This window comes from Streptomyces sp. NBC_00271 (assembly GCF_036178845.1).
GTDB lineage: Bacteria > Actinomycetota > Actinomycetes > Streptomycetales > Streptomycetaceae > Streptomyces.
Map to the genome: position 1 here is coordinate 8,753,635 of NZ_CP108070.1, position 15,139 is coordinate 8,768,773.

The window sequence follows — 15,139 nt, forward strand, 5'->3', positions numbered from 1 at the left end:
GGCGCCGCGGGTCCGCGTGCCGCCATGGTCGTGACTGTTCGAGCGGTGACCGATGGCTGATCGCTGCAAGGCAAAGATGCTCAGGTTGGTGGCGCCGCTGCAGTCCGCCGGCTGGTGTTCGACTTGGGCCTCGACCAGCTGTGCGGTTGCCCAGGCAGGGAGGACGGGGGCCGGGTTTGGAGGTCCGCCGCCGCGGTCACGCATGCGTCGAGGGCCACATCCGGTGCGGCAAGACCACCGGCCTCGGCCGCCTCCCCTCGCGCGCCTTGCGGATATCGGCGACCTGGCCCTGGGGGCACGCAAGACCCTGAAGAACCCGGCCACCGCGTCGGGACTCCGCCATGCTCAAGCCGCGAAAGTACTCCGCCCACCCGACAACTGACGATCAGTTACGCGGTCCGGCTGCTATGAACGTCATCGTTGGCGGTGACGGTTCGTTAGCTCTTCTTTATCGAGCTCCGTACAACCTTTGATGACTGTGCCCGGCTTCACAGGAGGGGCACATTCTGATGCTCTCTTTGCCCCTTTCGTGAAACGTAAGAGCCGGGTGTGCATGGTTACATGAACGTGAATTCGAGCAGTCTTCCGGTGCGTGAGCCGTCTGTCGCCATCTCCGGAAGAGGGGGACTGCGCGTCAATCCCGGCCCCCTCCATGTCTGTGCGTGACCTGCGCACCTGCTCGTCTTTGCGGCGTCGACATGGGGGGATGGCAATGAGGAAGTGGGCCGCGGTGCCGACTGTGCGGGCGATACCGGGCAGTTGGAGATTCGGTCCGCCAAGTAGGTCCGGAAATCGGCTTGTTGCTCTCCGAGCAACGTCAGGTATGGATCCGCGCCCACGTCCGGCGCCGGCGCCGGCCGCCGACTCCGTCAGACCTCCAACCGACAGTCTCCGGTTCAAGGAAATCCTCTTGCGACCTCCCAGACAGATGCGTCTTGCCGTACTGGCAGCGGGTTCGATGGCGCTGTGCGCCACGCCCGCGGCCGCTGTCGCCGGCACCACGTACGCCCACACCGCGCAGATCGTCGTCGGTGACCACGACCGCGGCTGCTCCGGCGTCCTGGTAGAGCCCGAGTGGCCGCTCACCGCCGCCAGTTGCTTCGCGGACAACCCGGCCGCGAGCCTTTCGGTGTCCGCGGGCAAGCCCAGGCCGAAAACGACCGCGACCGCGGCCAAGGCCGGCGCCATCACCACCTTCTCGCTGATCGGGTCCCCCGGCGCGAACGACCGCTGGATCGAGGTCGGCAGCTCCGGCATCCCGGGCCGGCCGGCTGCCGATCAGCAGTTGGGCGCAAGCCTCCACTTCACCGGAACCAGGCTCTACGTCGGCATGCCCTACGGGCCGTCCGCTTACGGCGCGCTCGACGCCCTGCCCCTGCCCAACGTGACCGCCGGCGCCACCAACGCCGCTGTCACGACGTACCAGCCCGGCCAGGGCGGACTCCCCGCCGCCGGCGCCCGCTTCGGCTACGCCGCCCGCTGACCCAAGCGGCCGCATACCGAAATCAGATGTCAACAAGCAAGGGAGCAAACCGTTGAATGCCAGATGGCGAGCTGTGCCCGGATGGCGCGGTCTCGTGGCGACGCTGATAGCCCTGGTGATGGTGCTAGGCGTCGATCTGCGTCCTGCCGCGGCCGAAGGCGAAGCCTTGGTCTACTCCAGGTACGACGTGGTGGATGCATGGGAGTACGGCGGTCCGGGTGTGCGTGGCGCGGCCGCCGTGGCCCTGGTGGGGTCGGACGCGGATGTCCAGACGTTCATGGCCAAGGAACTGCCCGACTTGGAGGTGGAGGACCTGCGGGTGCAGGTCGCCCAGGTCATGGCGATCGGCGGTCCTGCCGTGCGCAAGGCGGCCGGTGTCGCCCTGGGTGGTGGCGAGGAAGAACTGCAGGCCTTCCTGGACGACTCGTTCGTCCCAGCCTATGAGGAGGATCTGCGCGTCCAGGTGGCGTCGGTCATGGCCTTCGGTGGTCCCGGAGTGAAGAAGGCGGCCAGTGCGGCGCTGGACGGCACGGCGGACGACTAGAGCGCGTTCCTTGACGAGGGCCAGTACCGGGCCCGGGAGGACGACAACCGGGTCCGCCTCGCCCAACTGATCTTCTCCGGCGGACCGAACGTGAAGAAGCTCGCCGGTCAGGCCATGGACGGCACGGCCGAGGATGTCCAGGAGTTCCTGGACGACGGGTGGGCCGTCGCGGCCGCGCGTGATCAGGAGACGCTCAGCGTCACTCAGCTGGCCGACCTCGCCGACACGGCGCAGAAGCGGGCCAAGGAGCTGACCGAGACCGCCAAGGAGGCGGCCGCCAAGGCGGAGACAGCCACACAGGCGGCCAAGGCGGCGGCGCAGACCGCGGCCGCCGAGGCTCTGAAGTCCAAGGAATCGGCAGGCAAGGCGGCGGCAGCCGCATCCCGTGCGGCAGCCGCCGCCGACCGGGCGGCCCAGGCGGCCCGTACCGCGGTGTCCGCGGCCGCGGCGGCGAACGCGACCGCACGGGTAGCCGCCTCCGCCGCGGCGCAGGCGGCCTACGCCGCCAGCCGGGCCGGGGGCGCGGCGTCCGCGGCCGCCTCGGCGGCGGGCGATGCCTCCCGGGCCCAGCAGGCCCGGCAGGCCGCGCAGAAGGCTCGTGACGCGGCCAAGGGAGCCCGCAAGGCGGCTGACGCCGCCGACCAGGCCGGTATCGCCGCCGACAACGCGGCGAAGGCGGCCTCGGCCGCGGCCAGCGCGGGCGTCAACGCCGCGGCCGCGGCCTCGGCCGACGCGGGCCGCTGGGCCGGCGAGGCGGGTGCCAAGAGTGACGAGGCGGCCGCGGCGGCGGCCCGGGCCAAACGGCTCGCCGGCCAGGCCACGCGCGCGGCGGGCGTCGCGCAGGCCAACGCCAAGCAGGCCGCGACAGCCGCCCGGCAGTCGCGTGACGCGGCCAACGATGCGGCCACGCATGCCGAGGCAGCGGCGATCGCGGCGGACAAGGCCGCCGACCAGGCCGGCAAGGCGGTCGATGCCGCCGGGGACTCCACCGCCGCCGCGAACGAGGCCACCAAGGCCGCCGACAACGCGGTGACGGCGGCCGAGCAGGCGTCCACCGTGACGGAGCTGGCCCGCAAGGCGGATGCCGAGCGGCTGGCGGAGCAGCAGGACGAGGCGGTGCTCGCGGCAGATGAGGCGAGCAGGGCCCACGACGCGCAGGTGACCGCCGCCGAATGGGAGGTCGGTCGTCTCCAGCAGCTCAACTCCGATACGCGGCAGCTGCTGAAGGACGCCGAGGCTGCCTCCGACCCGGCGGTCACCGCCGCGAAGGGACGTCAGGCCGCGGTGACCCTGCTGGGCAGTGGGGGGACCTGGGTGCGGGACGCCGCCGAGGAGGCGCTGTCCGGCACGGACGAGGACGTGGCCGAGTTCGTGCGCACCAGGCTGTCGGTGGCCATGGAACAGGACGACCGCGCCAGCGTGGCGCACATCGCGACGACCACCGAGATCCCCGCGCAGCGGCAGGCCGCGCTGGACGTGGTGGACCACCCGGTCGACCAGGTCCGTGAGTTCCTGCGGACCCGTGCCTACCCGGGCAAGGACGACGACGACCGTGTCGCCGTGGCTAAGGTCGCGGCCAAGGGCGGTCCGGGAGTGAAGGCAGCCGCGAGCGAGGCGTTGGACGGTACCGCGGCCGACGTGGCTCGGTTCCTTCAGACCGGGCAGTTCGAGGCTCAGGAGGACGACGACCGCGTGGCGGTCACCGAGGCTCTCGCGGGTGGCGGACCCGAGGTCAAGGCCGCAGCGCAGGCCGTGCTGTCGGGCCCGCCGTCCGGACTGCGCCCCTTCCTGGAGGTCGGTCTGTACAAGGCGCGGCAGTGGGACGCCAACGCCGCCGCCCACCTCGCCGAGGTCAGCACCCTGCTCCAGTCCGCCTACAAGTCGGCGTGGCTCGCGCAGAAGGACGCCGCCGAAGCTCAGAAGGTGGCCGCACAGGCCCGCAAGGACGCCGCCAAGGCCGTCGAATGGTCGAACAAGGCTCAACACTCTTCGGAGCAGGCGAACACGTACGCCGTGCAGGCGGACAAGTCGGCGGACCAGGCGGCGAAGTCCGCCGAAAGCGCCGCCCAGTCCGCCAAGACGGCCCGTGCCGCGGCCGCCTCCGCCCGGCAGGACGCACAGTCGGCCACCCGTTCCGCGGAAAGCGCGCAGCACTCCGCCGGTGTCGCGGGGGACTACGCCTACGAGGCCAACACGGCCGCCTACGAGGCCGGCCAATCCGCCGAGGCGGCAGGCAAGGACGCCGCCTCGGCCGCCAAGGCGTCCTCCGAGGCGATGAAGTCCGCCGCGGACAAACTGGTCGCGGAACTCAAGGAGCAGGTGAAGCAGGAGCTCCAGCAGGCCAGCAAGCCGGTCACGGATGAGGAACTGCGCAAGGCGCTGGAGAAGCGTCTGGTCATGTACCGCGGGGATCTCCTGAGGAACGGGGAACTGAAGCCGGGCGAGACGCTCCTGGTCTGTGGCGGAGACGGCGCCGGCGGCATGGGGTGCATCACCAGTACCTATCTCGACCGCCTGATCGCCTGGTACGTGGGCGCCGACGAGATCGAGGACTGCCTCCAGAACACGAAGCCCTCGTGCTTCTCGGGGCTTGCCCTGGCAGCCCTCAAGCTCAAGGTGCTCAGGAAGCTGCCGTGCCAGAAGAACAGCTTCACCCCGGGCACACCGGTGCTGCTGGGCGATGGCCGGACCAAGGCCATCGAGGACATCCGTGTCGGAGAGAAGGTTCTCGCCACCGACCCGGTGTCCGGGCGCACCCAGGCCGAGCCGGTTCAGGCGACCATCACCGGTCAGGGCGAGAAGTCACTCGTGAAGGTCACGGTCTCGGCGTACGGGCCGGGAGCGACCGCAACGGTGACCGCCACGGATGGACACCCGTTCTGGGTGGCAAACGCCCACGCCTGGCGCGACGCCGGGGACCTCAGGCCCGGCATGGAGCTACGGACCGCAGCGGGCACGCCGGCCCGGGTCACCGCAGTCAAGTCCTGGACAGTGCCGGACCAACGCGTCCACAACCTCACGGTCGCCAAGTTCCACACGTACTACGTGTTCGCCGGGGCCACCCCTGTTCTGGTTCACAATGCCAAGGTCAAGTGCAGCCTTGTGATCGACCACGTGGGTCAGGTCGACCAGGACTGGGTGACCAAGGGCGCCCACGTCAACCTGAAGGACGGCATGGAGGTGGCGCTCCGGCCTGACGGCAAGGGCGGCATCACGGGCGAGGCGATCCGGCTGAGGAAGGGCACGGCCACGACCAAGCAGGTGCAGGCAACCGTCGATGCGATCAAGTCGGACCCAAAGGTTCGCGAAGATATGATTCGAGTGACCAAGGCCGCCAAGGAGGTCTTCGAGTCCAGCGCCAAGGCCATGAAAGAGGGCCGCAACCCGCAGTGGCGTTTCAGCTATGACCGGTCGGCGGAACTGCAGGCTCTGATCGAGGCAATGGAGAAGATGTAGGTGTCGGTTCTGGATTTCTACGTTCATGTGGTCACACGTGGCGATCTGCTGGGGGTGGGCATCGGCTCGGACCCTGCCGAGTGGGAAGCCGAAGTCGGCACTGATTACCTGGATGTCAGTTCACCGGGCTTCATTCGTCGGGACTACGGACTTGTCGAGGTTTCCTTCCAAGAGGACGGGAACGCATGGTCGTGCTTCGGTTTCAACGTGCAGGTTCACCGGCTGCGTCTGGATGGCCCCTCCGCGGTGCCGGGGCCCCTTCGCAGCGCGTATGGTGCGTTCCCGGCCCGGACGAAGTTCGCGGACCTGTGCGCGGCACTGACAGCCCAGGGCTTCTCGGTCGAACCGGACAACGACTCCTCGACAACTGACATTCACCGATATCGAGTGGCGCAGTCCGGCGCAAGGATCTTCGTCGTCGCTGAAGCTGGTGCTTCGGACACGTCGCGCAGTGGCGACGTCTGGCGCTTGAGCGTTTCCCCCGACTGGTGGAAACACGTGGGCTGACGACTTGGCGCGGCGCTGAGCCTCTCCGTCAAGCGGTAGACGCCGCTGTAAGGCGAAGCAAAAGCGCAATTCGACCCCTGCTCTGCCTGGATCGTTCACGGCAGTAGCCGGTCGATATCGCGCCGTGATATCGCGTTCGTCCTGCCCGGTCGGCTCGGCCGGGCAGGACGACAAGTCGCTCGTGAAGGTCACGGGTCTCGCCCACGGGTCAGGACCGGGACCAGGCAGGCGTGTTCGGTTCGGTCGCCTCGAAACCAACAGCCTGGCGGCTGCTCGTCGACACCGATGAGAGGGGGCGTGTCGACCGTCGTGTCGGCGTTGCGCCGCGAAGCCGCGCCGCGTCGGGTCAGCGGGCATCTCGCCGAGCCATTCGCGCAGTTGGGCTACGGTCTCACGCCGTACCCGGGGACCGATGAAGGGGTCCGTGCCGGATTCGTGTCCGCCGGTGGTGCGGGGAACCACGGAGAACACCGGCCCACGAGTGGGGAGCGGCGTGTCCGCGGGGTCTCCTGGATGCGACAAGCTCGGCCTGCGGCAACTGGCACCGACGGCGCTGGTCAGCCGCACCCCGCTCGACAAGACTCTCGCCGCGCTCCGGGCCGAGGGTTATGTGTCCCTTACCGATGTTCGGCAGCTCGCCCACGCGATCAACGACGACCAGGCAGTCACCATCGAATACGTCGCCGCCTCGGGCAGTCGAACCGTAGTCCACGGCGTCATGCCCGCTGGTGTCCGATGGGCCGCCGCCGCGCACCCCATCGCAGTTGTGGGACACCGTGCGGACGGCTTTCAGGTGCGCCGTAATTCGATGGCGTCGTGGCCTGCCTACCTCTAGAGTCGGAGCCGTTCGAGCGGCGACCTCGGGTTGCCGCGGGTGATGTGGCTTGTTCGGGAGGTGTGAACGATGGCTGTCGTTGAGATGGGCGCTGCCCGCATCCGGAAGTTCATCAAGTCCACCTCCGTGGCCTCCGGCTGACCTCTCTCTTCCCGCGCCAGTGAGCGCGGTGCCGGGGCCACCCTTGTGAAGGGTCACCCCTTGTCTTTCTCTTCCTTTCAGCTGCCTTCTTCGCATCCTCTCGCCCTGTACGGCTGGGATGGGGAATGGGAGGCCGAGTTCACCCCGTACGCGGAGCAGGGTCTGCTGCCCGGTCGTGTCGTACGGGTCGACCGTGGTCAGTGCGATGTCGTCACTCCGGAAGGCGTCATCCGTGCCGATACCGAGTTCGTTGTGCCCCGTGATCCGATGAAGGTCGTGTGCACGGGTGACTGGGTCGCCGTCGATCCCGAAGGTGACGATCCGCGGTATGTGCGGACGTTGTTGCCTCGGCGCACCGCGTTCGTGCGGTCGACCTCGTCGAAGCGTTCCGAGGGCCAGGTACTGGCCACCAACGTCGATTACGTCGTCATCTGTGTGTCGCTCGCGGTCGAACTGGACCTCGGGCGGATCGAACGGTTTCTGGCGCTTGCCATGTCCGGTTCGGGTGGTGAGGCACCGCTGCATACGTCGGCACTCTCCTGGGAGTCCGGCGTGCAACCCCTGGTCGTCCTCACCAAGGCCGACCTCGTGCCCGACGCGGCGACGCTCGGACACCTCGTCCAGGACGTCGAGAAGACGGCGCCCGGGGTCCCGGTGCTGCCGGTCAGCTCCAGCGCCGGGGAGGGTCTGGACGTACTCGCGGCGGTGCTGTCGGGCGGCACGTCCGTCCTCCTCGGACAGTCCGGCGCGGGCAAGTCGACCCTCGCCAACGCACTGATCGGCGAGGACGTGATGGACGTACGGGCCGCGCGTGACGTGGACGGCAAGGGCCGCCACACCACGACGACCCGCAACCTTCTCGCCCTCCCCGGCGGGGGTGTCCTCATCGACACGCCCGGACTGCGCGGGGTCGGCCTCTGGGACGCCGAGACCGGCGTCGGGCAGGTCTTCTCCGAGATCGAGGAGCTGGCTGCCGACTGTCGCTTCCACGACTGCGCGCACGAAGCGGAGCCCGGCTGCGCGGTGCTTGCCGCCGTCGACTCCGGCGTCCTTCCCGAACGCCGCCTCGCCAGCTATCGCAAGCTGCTGCGGGAGAACCAGCGGATCGTCGCGAAGACGGATGCGCGGGTGCGGGCGGAGATTCGACGGGACTGGAAGCGGAAGGGGGCGGAGGGGAGGGCGGCGATGGACGCCAAACGGGGTCGTTGGCACTGAGCCTGCGCAGAACGGGGCCCGGGGCTGCGCCCCAGGCCCCCCAGGCAGGCTCTTCGGCCGCGGGCCGGTGGGTGCTGGTCGCGCAGTTCCCCGCGCCCCTGTGGCGGGGGCTTCGCCCCGCGTCCCCCGCGCCCCTTAAGGGCGCTGGCGCGCATCTTCAGCCTGTCCGGCGTTTGAGGACGAGGCCGTTCAGGCCGATGCGGGGCTCCAGGGGGCGGAGCCCCCGGTGGGGTGGAAGGGGCGGAGCCCCTGGGGATGGGACGGGTAGGGGCGGCGGGGGCGGGATCAGGGGTTGGTTTGTGGTTTGAGTGCTGTGTCTGAAAGCCGCCGGTCGATGGGGCGGGGGCGGCGCAGACTGGTAGGTGTGATGGACGTGGAGACCAGGTACGAGGCGGTGCGGAGCAGGGACGCCCGGTTTGACGGGGAGTTCTTCTTCGCGGTGGAGACGACCGGGATCTACTGCCGGCCCAGCTGCCCGGCGGTGACGCCGAAGCGGCAGAACGTGCGGTACTACACGACGGCCGCCGCGGCGCAGAGCTCGGGCTTCCGAGCCTGCCGCAGATGCCGCCCGGACGCCGTACCCGGCTCCGCGGAGTGGAACGTGCGGGCCGACGTCGTAGGGCGCGCCATGCGACTCATCGGGGACGGCGTGGTCGACCGGGAGGGGGTCGGAGGGCTTGCCGTCCGGCTCGGATACAGCGCCCGCCAGGTGCAGCGGCAGCTCACCGCGGAGGTCGGCGCGGGCCCCGTCGCCCTCGCCCGCGCCCAGCGCGCTCACACCGCCCGCGTCCTGCTCCAGACCACCGGCCTGCCGATCACGGAGATCGCGTTCGCGGCCGGCTTCGCCAGCGTCCGGCAGTTCAACGACACGATCCGCGCGGTGTACGCCTCGACGCCGAGCGAACTGCGCGCGGCCGCCGCACCACGGGGCGGGACCGGAGCCCGGCGCACACTCACCCCCACTGCCGGGATCCCCCTGCGCCTCGCCCACCGGGGCCCGTACCAGTCCACCGCCGTCTTCGACCTGCTCGCCCACGAGGCGGTCCTGGGGGTGGAGGAACTCGACGGCACCCCCGGCCGTCGTACGTACCGCCGCACCCTCCGCCTCCCGTACGGCACCGGAATCGTCGCGGTGGACGAACGCTCGCGTGGCTGGCTCGACGCCCGGCTCCACCTCACCGACCTGCGCGACCTCACCACCGCCGTCCAACGCCTGCGCAGGCTGTTCGACCTCGACGCCGATCCGTACGCCGTCGACGAGCGGCTGGGCGCCGACCCCCGGCTGGCCCCGCTGGTCGCCGCGCGCCCCGGCCTGCGCTCGCCGGGTGCCGCCGACCCGGACGAGCTGGCCGTGCGCGCACTGGTGGGGCGGGCGGAGGCCGAGTGGCTGGTGCGGCGGTACGGGAAGGCGCTGGACGCCCCGAGCGGCACGCTCACCCATGTGTTCCCGGAGCCGGCCGTCCTCGCGGAGGCCGAGCCGGACGGCCCCCTCGGCGCGCTCACCACCGCCCTCGCCGACGGCACCCTGCGGCTGGACGCGGGCGCAGAGCGCGACGAGGCGCAGGAGGCGTTGCTGGCGTTGCCGGGTCTTGACGGCCGTACCGCCGCCGAGATCCGTACGCGCGCGCTCGGCGACCCCGACGTGGTGCCGCCGGGGGTGGATGTGCCGGACACGTGGCGCCCGTGGCGCTCGTACGCCGTTCAACACCTCAGGGCGGTCGGGGAGTTGGAGTGAAGCCGCAGGGCTGCCGTCGGGAACGTCAGTGTCGCGGTGCCGGGAGCAGGCGCGGTTCCACGCGCTCCTCGACCGCCCGGTCCCCCTCGCGCCGGACGACGTACGCTCCCTTGCCCGGTGTCTCGCTGACGGTCTCGACGAGTTCCGTGCCGCGGTAGACCAGGCCCACGCCGTCGTCGGTGCAGTGGCTGAGCGGCAGCGTGCCCTCGGCGACGAGCCGGTGGACCAGGGGGCGGCGGCCGGGGTCGGTGTCGTAGTGGACGCCGTTGCCGTACGGCAGGAAGCCGAGACCGTCGGTGAGCGGGCGCAGTTCGGGGCCGAAGGAGTCGGTGGTGCCGCCCTGGAACCAGCAGATCGATCCGGCGCTCACCCCGCTGAGGACGACCCCGGCCTGCCACGCGCGACGGAGGATCGCGTCCAGCCCGTGCACGCGCCAGACGGCGAGCAGGTTCGCCACCGAACCGCCCATCACCCACACCACGTCCTGCTCCAGCACCGCCGCCTCGATGTCATCGAAGTTGGGCATGGGGAAGAGGCGCAGCGGCGTCAGGTCGAAGCCCGCCACGCGAGCCGCCTCGCTCATCCGGGCGGCGACGTGCTCGGCGTCGCCGATCGCGGTACCGACGTACATGACCCGGGGCCGGCGCCCGTGCACGCCCGACAGTTCGACGGCGTGGTGGACGAGCGCGTCGAAGGTCAGCCAGGTGCGGCCGCCGACGCGGTGACCACCCGACGTGGCCAGGACGGTGGGTTCCGTGGCGGTCATGGTCGCTGACCCTACCAAGCGCCGTCGGGGCTCCGGTCAGTCCTCCAGGCCCCAGCTGTGGATGCGCCGGGGATGGATACGGATCAGCTCCTCGCTGAAATGCGGCCCCAAGTCGTGGGGACCGGTGAGGAGTTCGGCCTCGCCCCGGATGTCGATGCCGCGCACCTTCCACGGCTGGTGGCTGACGATGTCGTCGACGACGAGCGCCACCTTCGGGTTCTTCCGCAGGTTGCGCCACTTCTTCGTGGCGCCCATCGCGTAACCGCCGATCAGGATCGTCCCGTCGTCCTGCGGGAAGAAGCCGACGGGGTTCGCCTGCGGCTGCCCGTGGGCGTCGACGGTGGCCAGCCGACCCAGCCGCTGTGTGGTGAGGTAGGCGCGTTCCGCCTCGCTGAATTCGGTCATGGCTGCAGCCAAACACGCCCGTGCCCGAACCGCATCGGGTCCTGGCCCTAGGTCTCCCGCCCCAAAGCGGTTCGGGCGTCGCTCTGTTCGGGACGATCGAACGATAGGTCCTACGAATCAGTGGTGCGGGTGAGTGGCCACGGCCAACGGTGTGACCTTTCGTTGACCGGCCCGAGGGGCAGGGAAGCGATGCCGTATGACCCGCGTGATCAAGGCTCGCCATCTCTTCACCGCCCTGGTGGCCGTTCTGGCGCTCGTCCCGCCGGCCGCGAGCGCCGATGCGGGGTCCACCCACCTCACCGGCCACGGCCACGACAGCGACCAGGCCCGCTGGACCGGCACCTGGGAGACCGCCCCCTCCGGAACCGCCCCCGCCCGGCCGGGCGCCTCGATCCGCAACGTCGTGCACACCAGCGTCGGCGGCAGCGCCGCCCGCGTCCGCGTCTCCAACCGGCTCGGCACCGCGCCCCTCCAACTCGACGCCGTCACGGTCGCGTTGCAGGAGTGGGGCAGGCCCATGAGCCCGAACGCCGCCCCGGGGTCGCTGCGCCTCGCCACGTTCGCCGGCCGCCGATCCGTGACGGTCCCCGTGGGGCAGGACATGGTCAGCGACCCCGTCGACCTCGCGATCCCCGCCGACGCCAACCTCCTGATCTCGGTCCACACCCCCGCCGACTCCGGCCCGGCGACCTACCACCGCTCCGCATTCCAGGCCAACTTCCTGGCCCGCGAAGGGGACCGGACCGCCGACGAGCCCGGCACCGCGTACACCGTCACCCTCGGCAACTGGTACTACGTGACCGGTGTCGACGTACTCGGCGCTCCCGCCGCGGGCAGCGTGGTCGCGCTCGGGGACTCCCTCACCGACGGCACCGGCTCGACGTCCAGCGCCAACCGCCGCTGGCCCGACCTGCTCGCCGCCCGTCTCAGCGCGCTCCCCGCGCACCGCCGGCTCGGTGTCCTCAACGCGGGGATCTCCGGAAACCGCCTCCTGCAGGAGAGCGGCGGCCCGAGCGCCCTGACCCGCCTCGACGCCGACGCGCTCTCCCGCGCCGGGGTGCGCACGGTGATCGTGCTGGAGGGCATCAACGACATCAAGGGCACGCCCGAGCAGAAGGATCCCCTCGCCATCGAGGATGCGTACCGCCGGATCGTGGAGCGCTCCCACGCCCGCGGGATCCGGGTCGTCGGCGCCACGATCACCCCGTACGGCGGGTACAGCGCCTATACGGAGTCCCGCGAGGCGGTCCGGCTGACGGTCAACGCCTTCATCCGCAACGCCGAACTCTTCGACGCGGTCGTGGACTTCGACGCCGTCGTCCGCGACCCGGCCGACCCGCACCGCATCCTCCCCGCCTACGACCCCGGCGACCACCTCCACTTCAACGACACGGGGATGCAGGCGCTGGCCGACGACATCGACCTGGACACGCTCCTGCCCTAGGCCCTGTCGTCACATTCCCGTCTGCCCCGCGACGCCATGCACGCCCTCTCGCCGCACCGGGCACAGACCCAAGTACATCCAGTACGAGGGCCCGTGCCCGGCACGCCGAGAGCACGCACCTGACGCCGCGAGGCCCGCCCTCCGGGCGGACGACGGGAATGTGACGACAGGACCTAGGCGGGCAGCCCCCACCGGGGAGCGTCCGCGTTCGGCCGTACCGGCGTGACGGTCAGGTCCGGGCGGTCGCCCTTCGCGGTGATGAGCGCCGACTCGCCGCGGCGCAAGGTGACTTGGATCGTCCCCTCGCCCACCGTCCCGTACCGCAGCGGCCGTCCCCGCCCGTCCCGCACGTCGATCGCGCCCGCGATGCCGTGCCGTACGACGCAGGGCGCGCCCGCCTCGCTGACCAGCCGGACCCACCGGGTCGCGCCGCCCTTGCGTACCGCGCTGAGCAGAAAGGCGCCCTGGGTGCGGAAGTCGTGGACCGTCAGGTCCGCCCAGTCGGCGGGCAGGGCGGGGAAGACCCGGACGACGCCGCCCCAGGACTGGCAGACCATGTCGTGCAGGGACTGGGCGGCCGACAGCGGGGTCTCGATGACCGGGCCCGACTCCTTGTACATGGTGTTGGGCTGGATGAAGCGGGTCATGAGCTGGCCGAGGTACTTGAGGGCGTCCTCGCCCTTGCCGAGTAGCGCGGACATCGAGGCGGCGCCCGTGAAGGTGTAGCCCTGGAGAGCGCCCTCGAAGCCCACCCAGTGCGCCAACGACTTCTCGATCAGGGCCAGTTCGTCGGGGGTACGGCCGGTCAGCTCGTACAGCGGGTACACCGCGAGCAGATGTGAGTAGTGCCGGTGCGACTTCGCGAAGGGGATGTCCGCGCCGATCATGAAGCCGTTGGCGTCGGTCGGGTATGCCACCCGCTTGGCCAGCACCTCGCGCCAGCGCGGCGCCAACGCGTCGTCGATGCCGAGGAGTTCGGCCGACTCCAGCAGGGTACGGCAGCCCCAGGTCAGCAGCATCAGGTCGTAGTTGCAGTCGCGCGAGTTGCCGCCGTACTCGGGGGAGAAGGTGGCGGGCAGGTGCAACTTCCCGTCCGTGCCCGGCTCCAGGAAGTGCAGGTAGTAGTTGACCGCCTTGCGCAGCAGGGGGAAGAGGACGTCCCGCAGGATCGACTCGTCCATGGTGTGGCGGTAGCTGAGCCAGACGTTGTGCAGGGCCCAGGTGAGGTTGCCGACCTCGGGAGTGGGCGGGTCCTGGCCGGGGATGCCGACGCCGTAGCCGGTGAGGGTGCCGGCCGCGCCGTTGACGAGCTGTGGGTCCGTGGTGCGCGGGATGCCGAGCGAGTCGGCGCGGTACCGGTCCGACACCTCCTTCGACAGATTGCCCCGGAACTCGCTCAACGCCCGGGTCACGGCGTCCAGTTCGAGATGGTTCGAGCCGTGGATCAGCCAGTACTCCAGCTGGACGTTGAGGTTCCACCAGGTGTTGGGCCAGGGCGTGGACTCCAGCCAGGGGCCGCTGGTCGCCATCACGGGCGCGTCCCGCCGGGCCGCCGACGCCGTCTTGTAGAGCTGGATCCAGTAGAAGCGCTGGATGCGCGCGTCGGGGAGGGAGAGGAAGCTCTTGCGGTAGTAGGCGTGCCACCAGGCGCGATGGGTTTTGGCCAGCAGGTCGTACGGCAGCGCCGAGGCCCCGCGCACGGTGGCGAGCGCCCGGCCCAGCGCCGTGGACCTGGGATACGAGTGCGCGACATGCACGTACAGGCATCGTGTTCCGCCCCGCGTCCGCTCCCGCCACGCCGTCACATGCTGTCCACCCGACAGCAGGGGCTGTACGGCGGTGGAGACGCCGTCGTGCGTGGCGACCTCGGCGGGCGGGTTGCCCTGGTAGCCGTCCGGGAGGGGTTTGAAGTCGGCGCGCGGGCTGATCGCGTCCGCCGGGTGGAAGACCCAGCGGAAGTCGCGCTCGCCCTCGCTGGGGGTCACCTCGACGGCGAGGACCGAGCGGGAGTTGTGCACCAGGGCGCGGAGCGTGAGCGTGCCCCTGTCCGTGGTGAGCGTGCCGGTCAGTTCGGCGTCGCGCAGGCCGAGCCGCCAGTCCAGGCCCGTGATCGCGCCGACCGGCTCCAGCGTGAACCAGCCGATGGGCAGGCGGGCGAGGCCGAAGAGGGAGCCGAACTCGGGACGGTGGTCCTGCACCTGCGAGTGCTGGACGTTGAAGCGCACGGCCGAGAAGGAACCGGTCTCCGCGCCCGGTTCGGCGTAGATCCCGGAGCCGAGGAAGCCGTTGCCGAGGTACGGGCCCTCGTACCAGGTCTTCGGCATGCGCTGCCAGACCAGATCGGCGTCGTCGAGGACGGTACGCCAGGGGTCGGAGGTGTCCGCGTGCTCGGCCGCCCGGGCCTGGGCGGGCAGGCCTCCGGCGAGCAGGGTGCCGCCGAGGGCGGAACCGGTGGCGAGGACGGTACGTCTGGACGGGCTGGGCATGCGGGTGCCTCCAGGCGGCTCTAGGACTGCACTTCGGGCGATTCATCGATTCATCGGAGCTATCCCGCGATGCAACGTAGAGAAGTGGCTGCAGCCCGTCAATATGAAGGGAGAGATCCGAT

The 15,139-nt window shown here is 70.6% G+C and carries 10 protein-coding genes and 2 pseudogenes; 9 read left to right on the plus strand and 3 right to left on the minus strand.

All coding sequences use genetic code 11. The annotated features are described in order from the left end of the window. Positions 1–1,168 precede the first annotated feature (1,168 nt). The 8 genes and pseudogenes from OG798_RS39550 to OG798_RS39585 form a co-directional block, all read left to right on the plus strand. A pseudogene (locus OG798_RS39550) lies at positions 1,169–1,483 on the plus strand (esterase); the annotation flags it as partial. Positions 1,484–1,577: 94 nt separating this feature from the next. Then, positions 1,578–2,027 carry an ALF repeat-containing protein gene (locus tag OG798_RS39555; RefSeq protein WP_267063118.1) on the plus strand — a complete coding sequence of 150 codons (450 nt, stop codon included), beginning with the start codon at positions 1,578–1,580 and terminating at the stop codon, positions 2,025–2,027. 60 nt (positions 2,028–2,087) lie between these two features. Beyond that, a pseudogene (locus tag OG798_RS56650) lies at positions 2,088–2,186 on the plus strand (ALF repeat-containing protein); the annotation flags it as partial. Between the two features lie 897 nt (positions 2,187–3,083). Further along, entirely contained in the window at positions 3,084–5,483 is a 2,400-nt protein-coding gene (locus OG798_RS56655; protein ID WP_443054215.1) for a polymorphic toxin-type HINT domain-containing protein, read from the plus strand. Continuing rightward, entirely contained in the window at positions 5,484–5,990 is a 507-nt protein-coding gene (locus tag OG798_RS39570; RefSeq protein WP_121414674.1) for a hypothetical protein, read from the plus strand. It begins immediately after the preceding gene. A 493-nt stretch (positions 5,991–6,483) separates the two neighbouring features. Next, positions 6,484–6,825, plus strand: coding sequence for a hypothetical protein (locus tag OG798_RS39575; protein ID WP_328758562.1), 342 nt, complete (start codon positions 6,484–6,486; stop codon positions 6,823–6,825). Positions 6,826–7,026: 201 nt separating this feature from the next. Further along, complete coding sequence (rsgA, locus tag OG798_RS39580) at positions 7,027–8,181, plus strand: ribosome small subunit-dependent GTPase A (RefSeq protein ID WP_328758563.1); 1,155 nt, start codon at positions 7,027–7,029, stop codon at positions 8,179–8,181. 367 nt (positions 8,182–8,548) lie between these two features. After that, complete coding sequence (locus OG798_RS39585) at positions 8,549–9,916, plus strand: bifunctional transcriptional activator/DNA repair enzyme AdaA (RefSeq protein WP_328760130.1); 1,368 nt, start codon at positions 8,549–8,551, stop codon at positions 9,914–9,916. 25 nt (positions 9,917–9,941) lie between these two features. On the opposite strand, the gene OG798_RS39590 is transcribed toward OG798_RS39585, so the two are convergent. Continuing rightward, positions 9,942–10,682, minus strand: a complete 741-nt coding sequence (locus OG798_RS39590; protein WP_267063122.1) for a peptidase E — start codon at positions 10,680–10,682, stop codon at positions 9,942–9,944. A 36-nt stretch (positions 10,683–10,718) separates the two neighbouring features. Further along, entirely contained in the window at positions 10,719–11,087 is a 369-nt protein-coding gene (locus OG798_RS39595; RefSeq protein ID WP_267063123.1) for a PPOX class F420-dependent oxidoreductase, read from the minus strand. A 196-nt stretch (positions 11,088–11,283) separates the two neighbouring features. On the opposite strand from OG798_RS39595, the gene OG798_RS39600 reads away from it, so the two are divergent. Further along, positions 11,284–12,531 (plus strand): SGNH/GDSL hydrolase family protein, encoded by a 1,248-nt coding sequence (locus tag OG798_RS39600; RefSeq protein WP_328758564.1) that lies wholly within the window; start codon positions 11,284–11,286, stop codon positions 12,529–12,531. A 173-nt stretch (positions 12,532–12,704) separates the two neighbouring features. Here OG798_RS39600 and OG798_RS39605 read toward each other — a convergent pair whose 3' ends face one another. Then, positions 12,705–15,017: a glycosyl hydrolase family 95 catalytic domain-containing protein gene (locus OG798_RS39605; protein ID WP_267063125.1), complete on the minus strand. Its 2,313-nt coding sequence runs from the start codon at positions 15,015–15,017 to the stop codon at positions 12,705–12,707. Positions 15,018–15,139 lie beyond the last annotated feature (122 nt).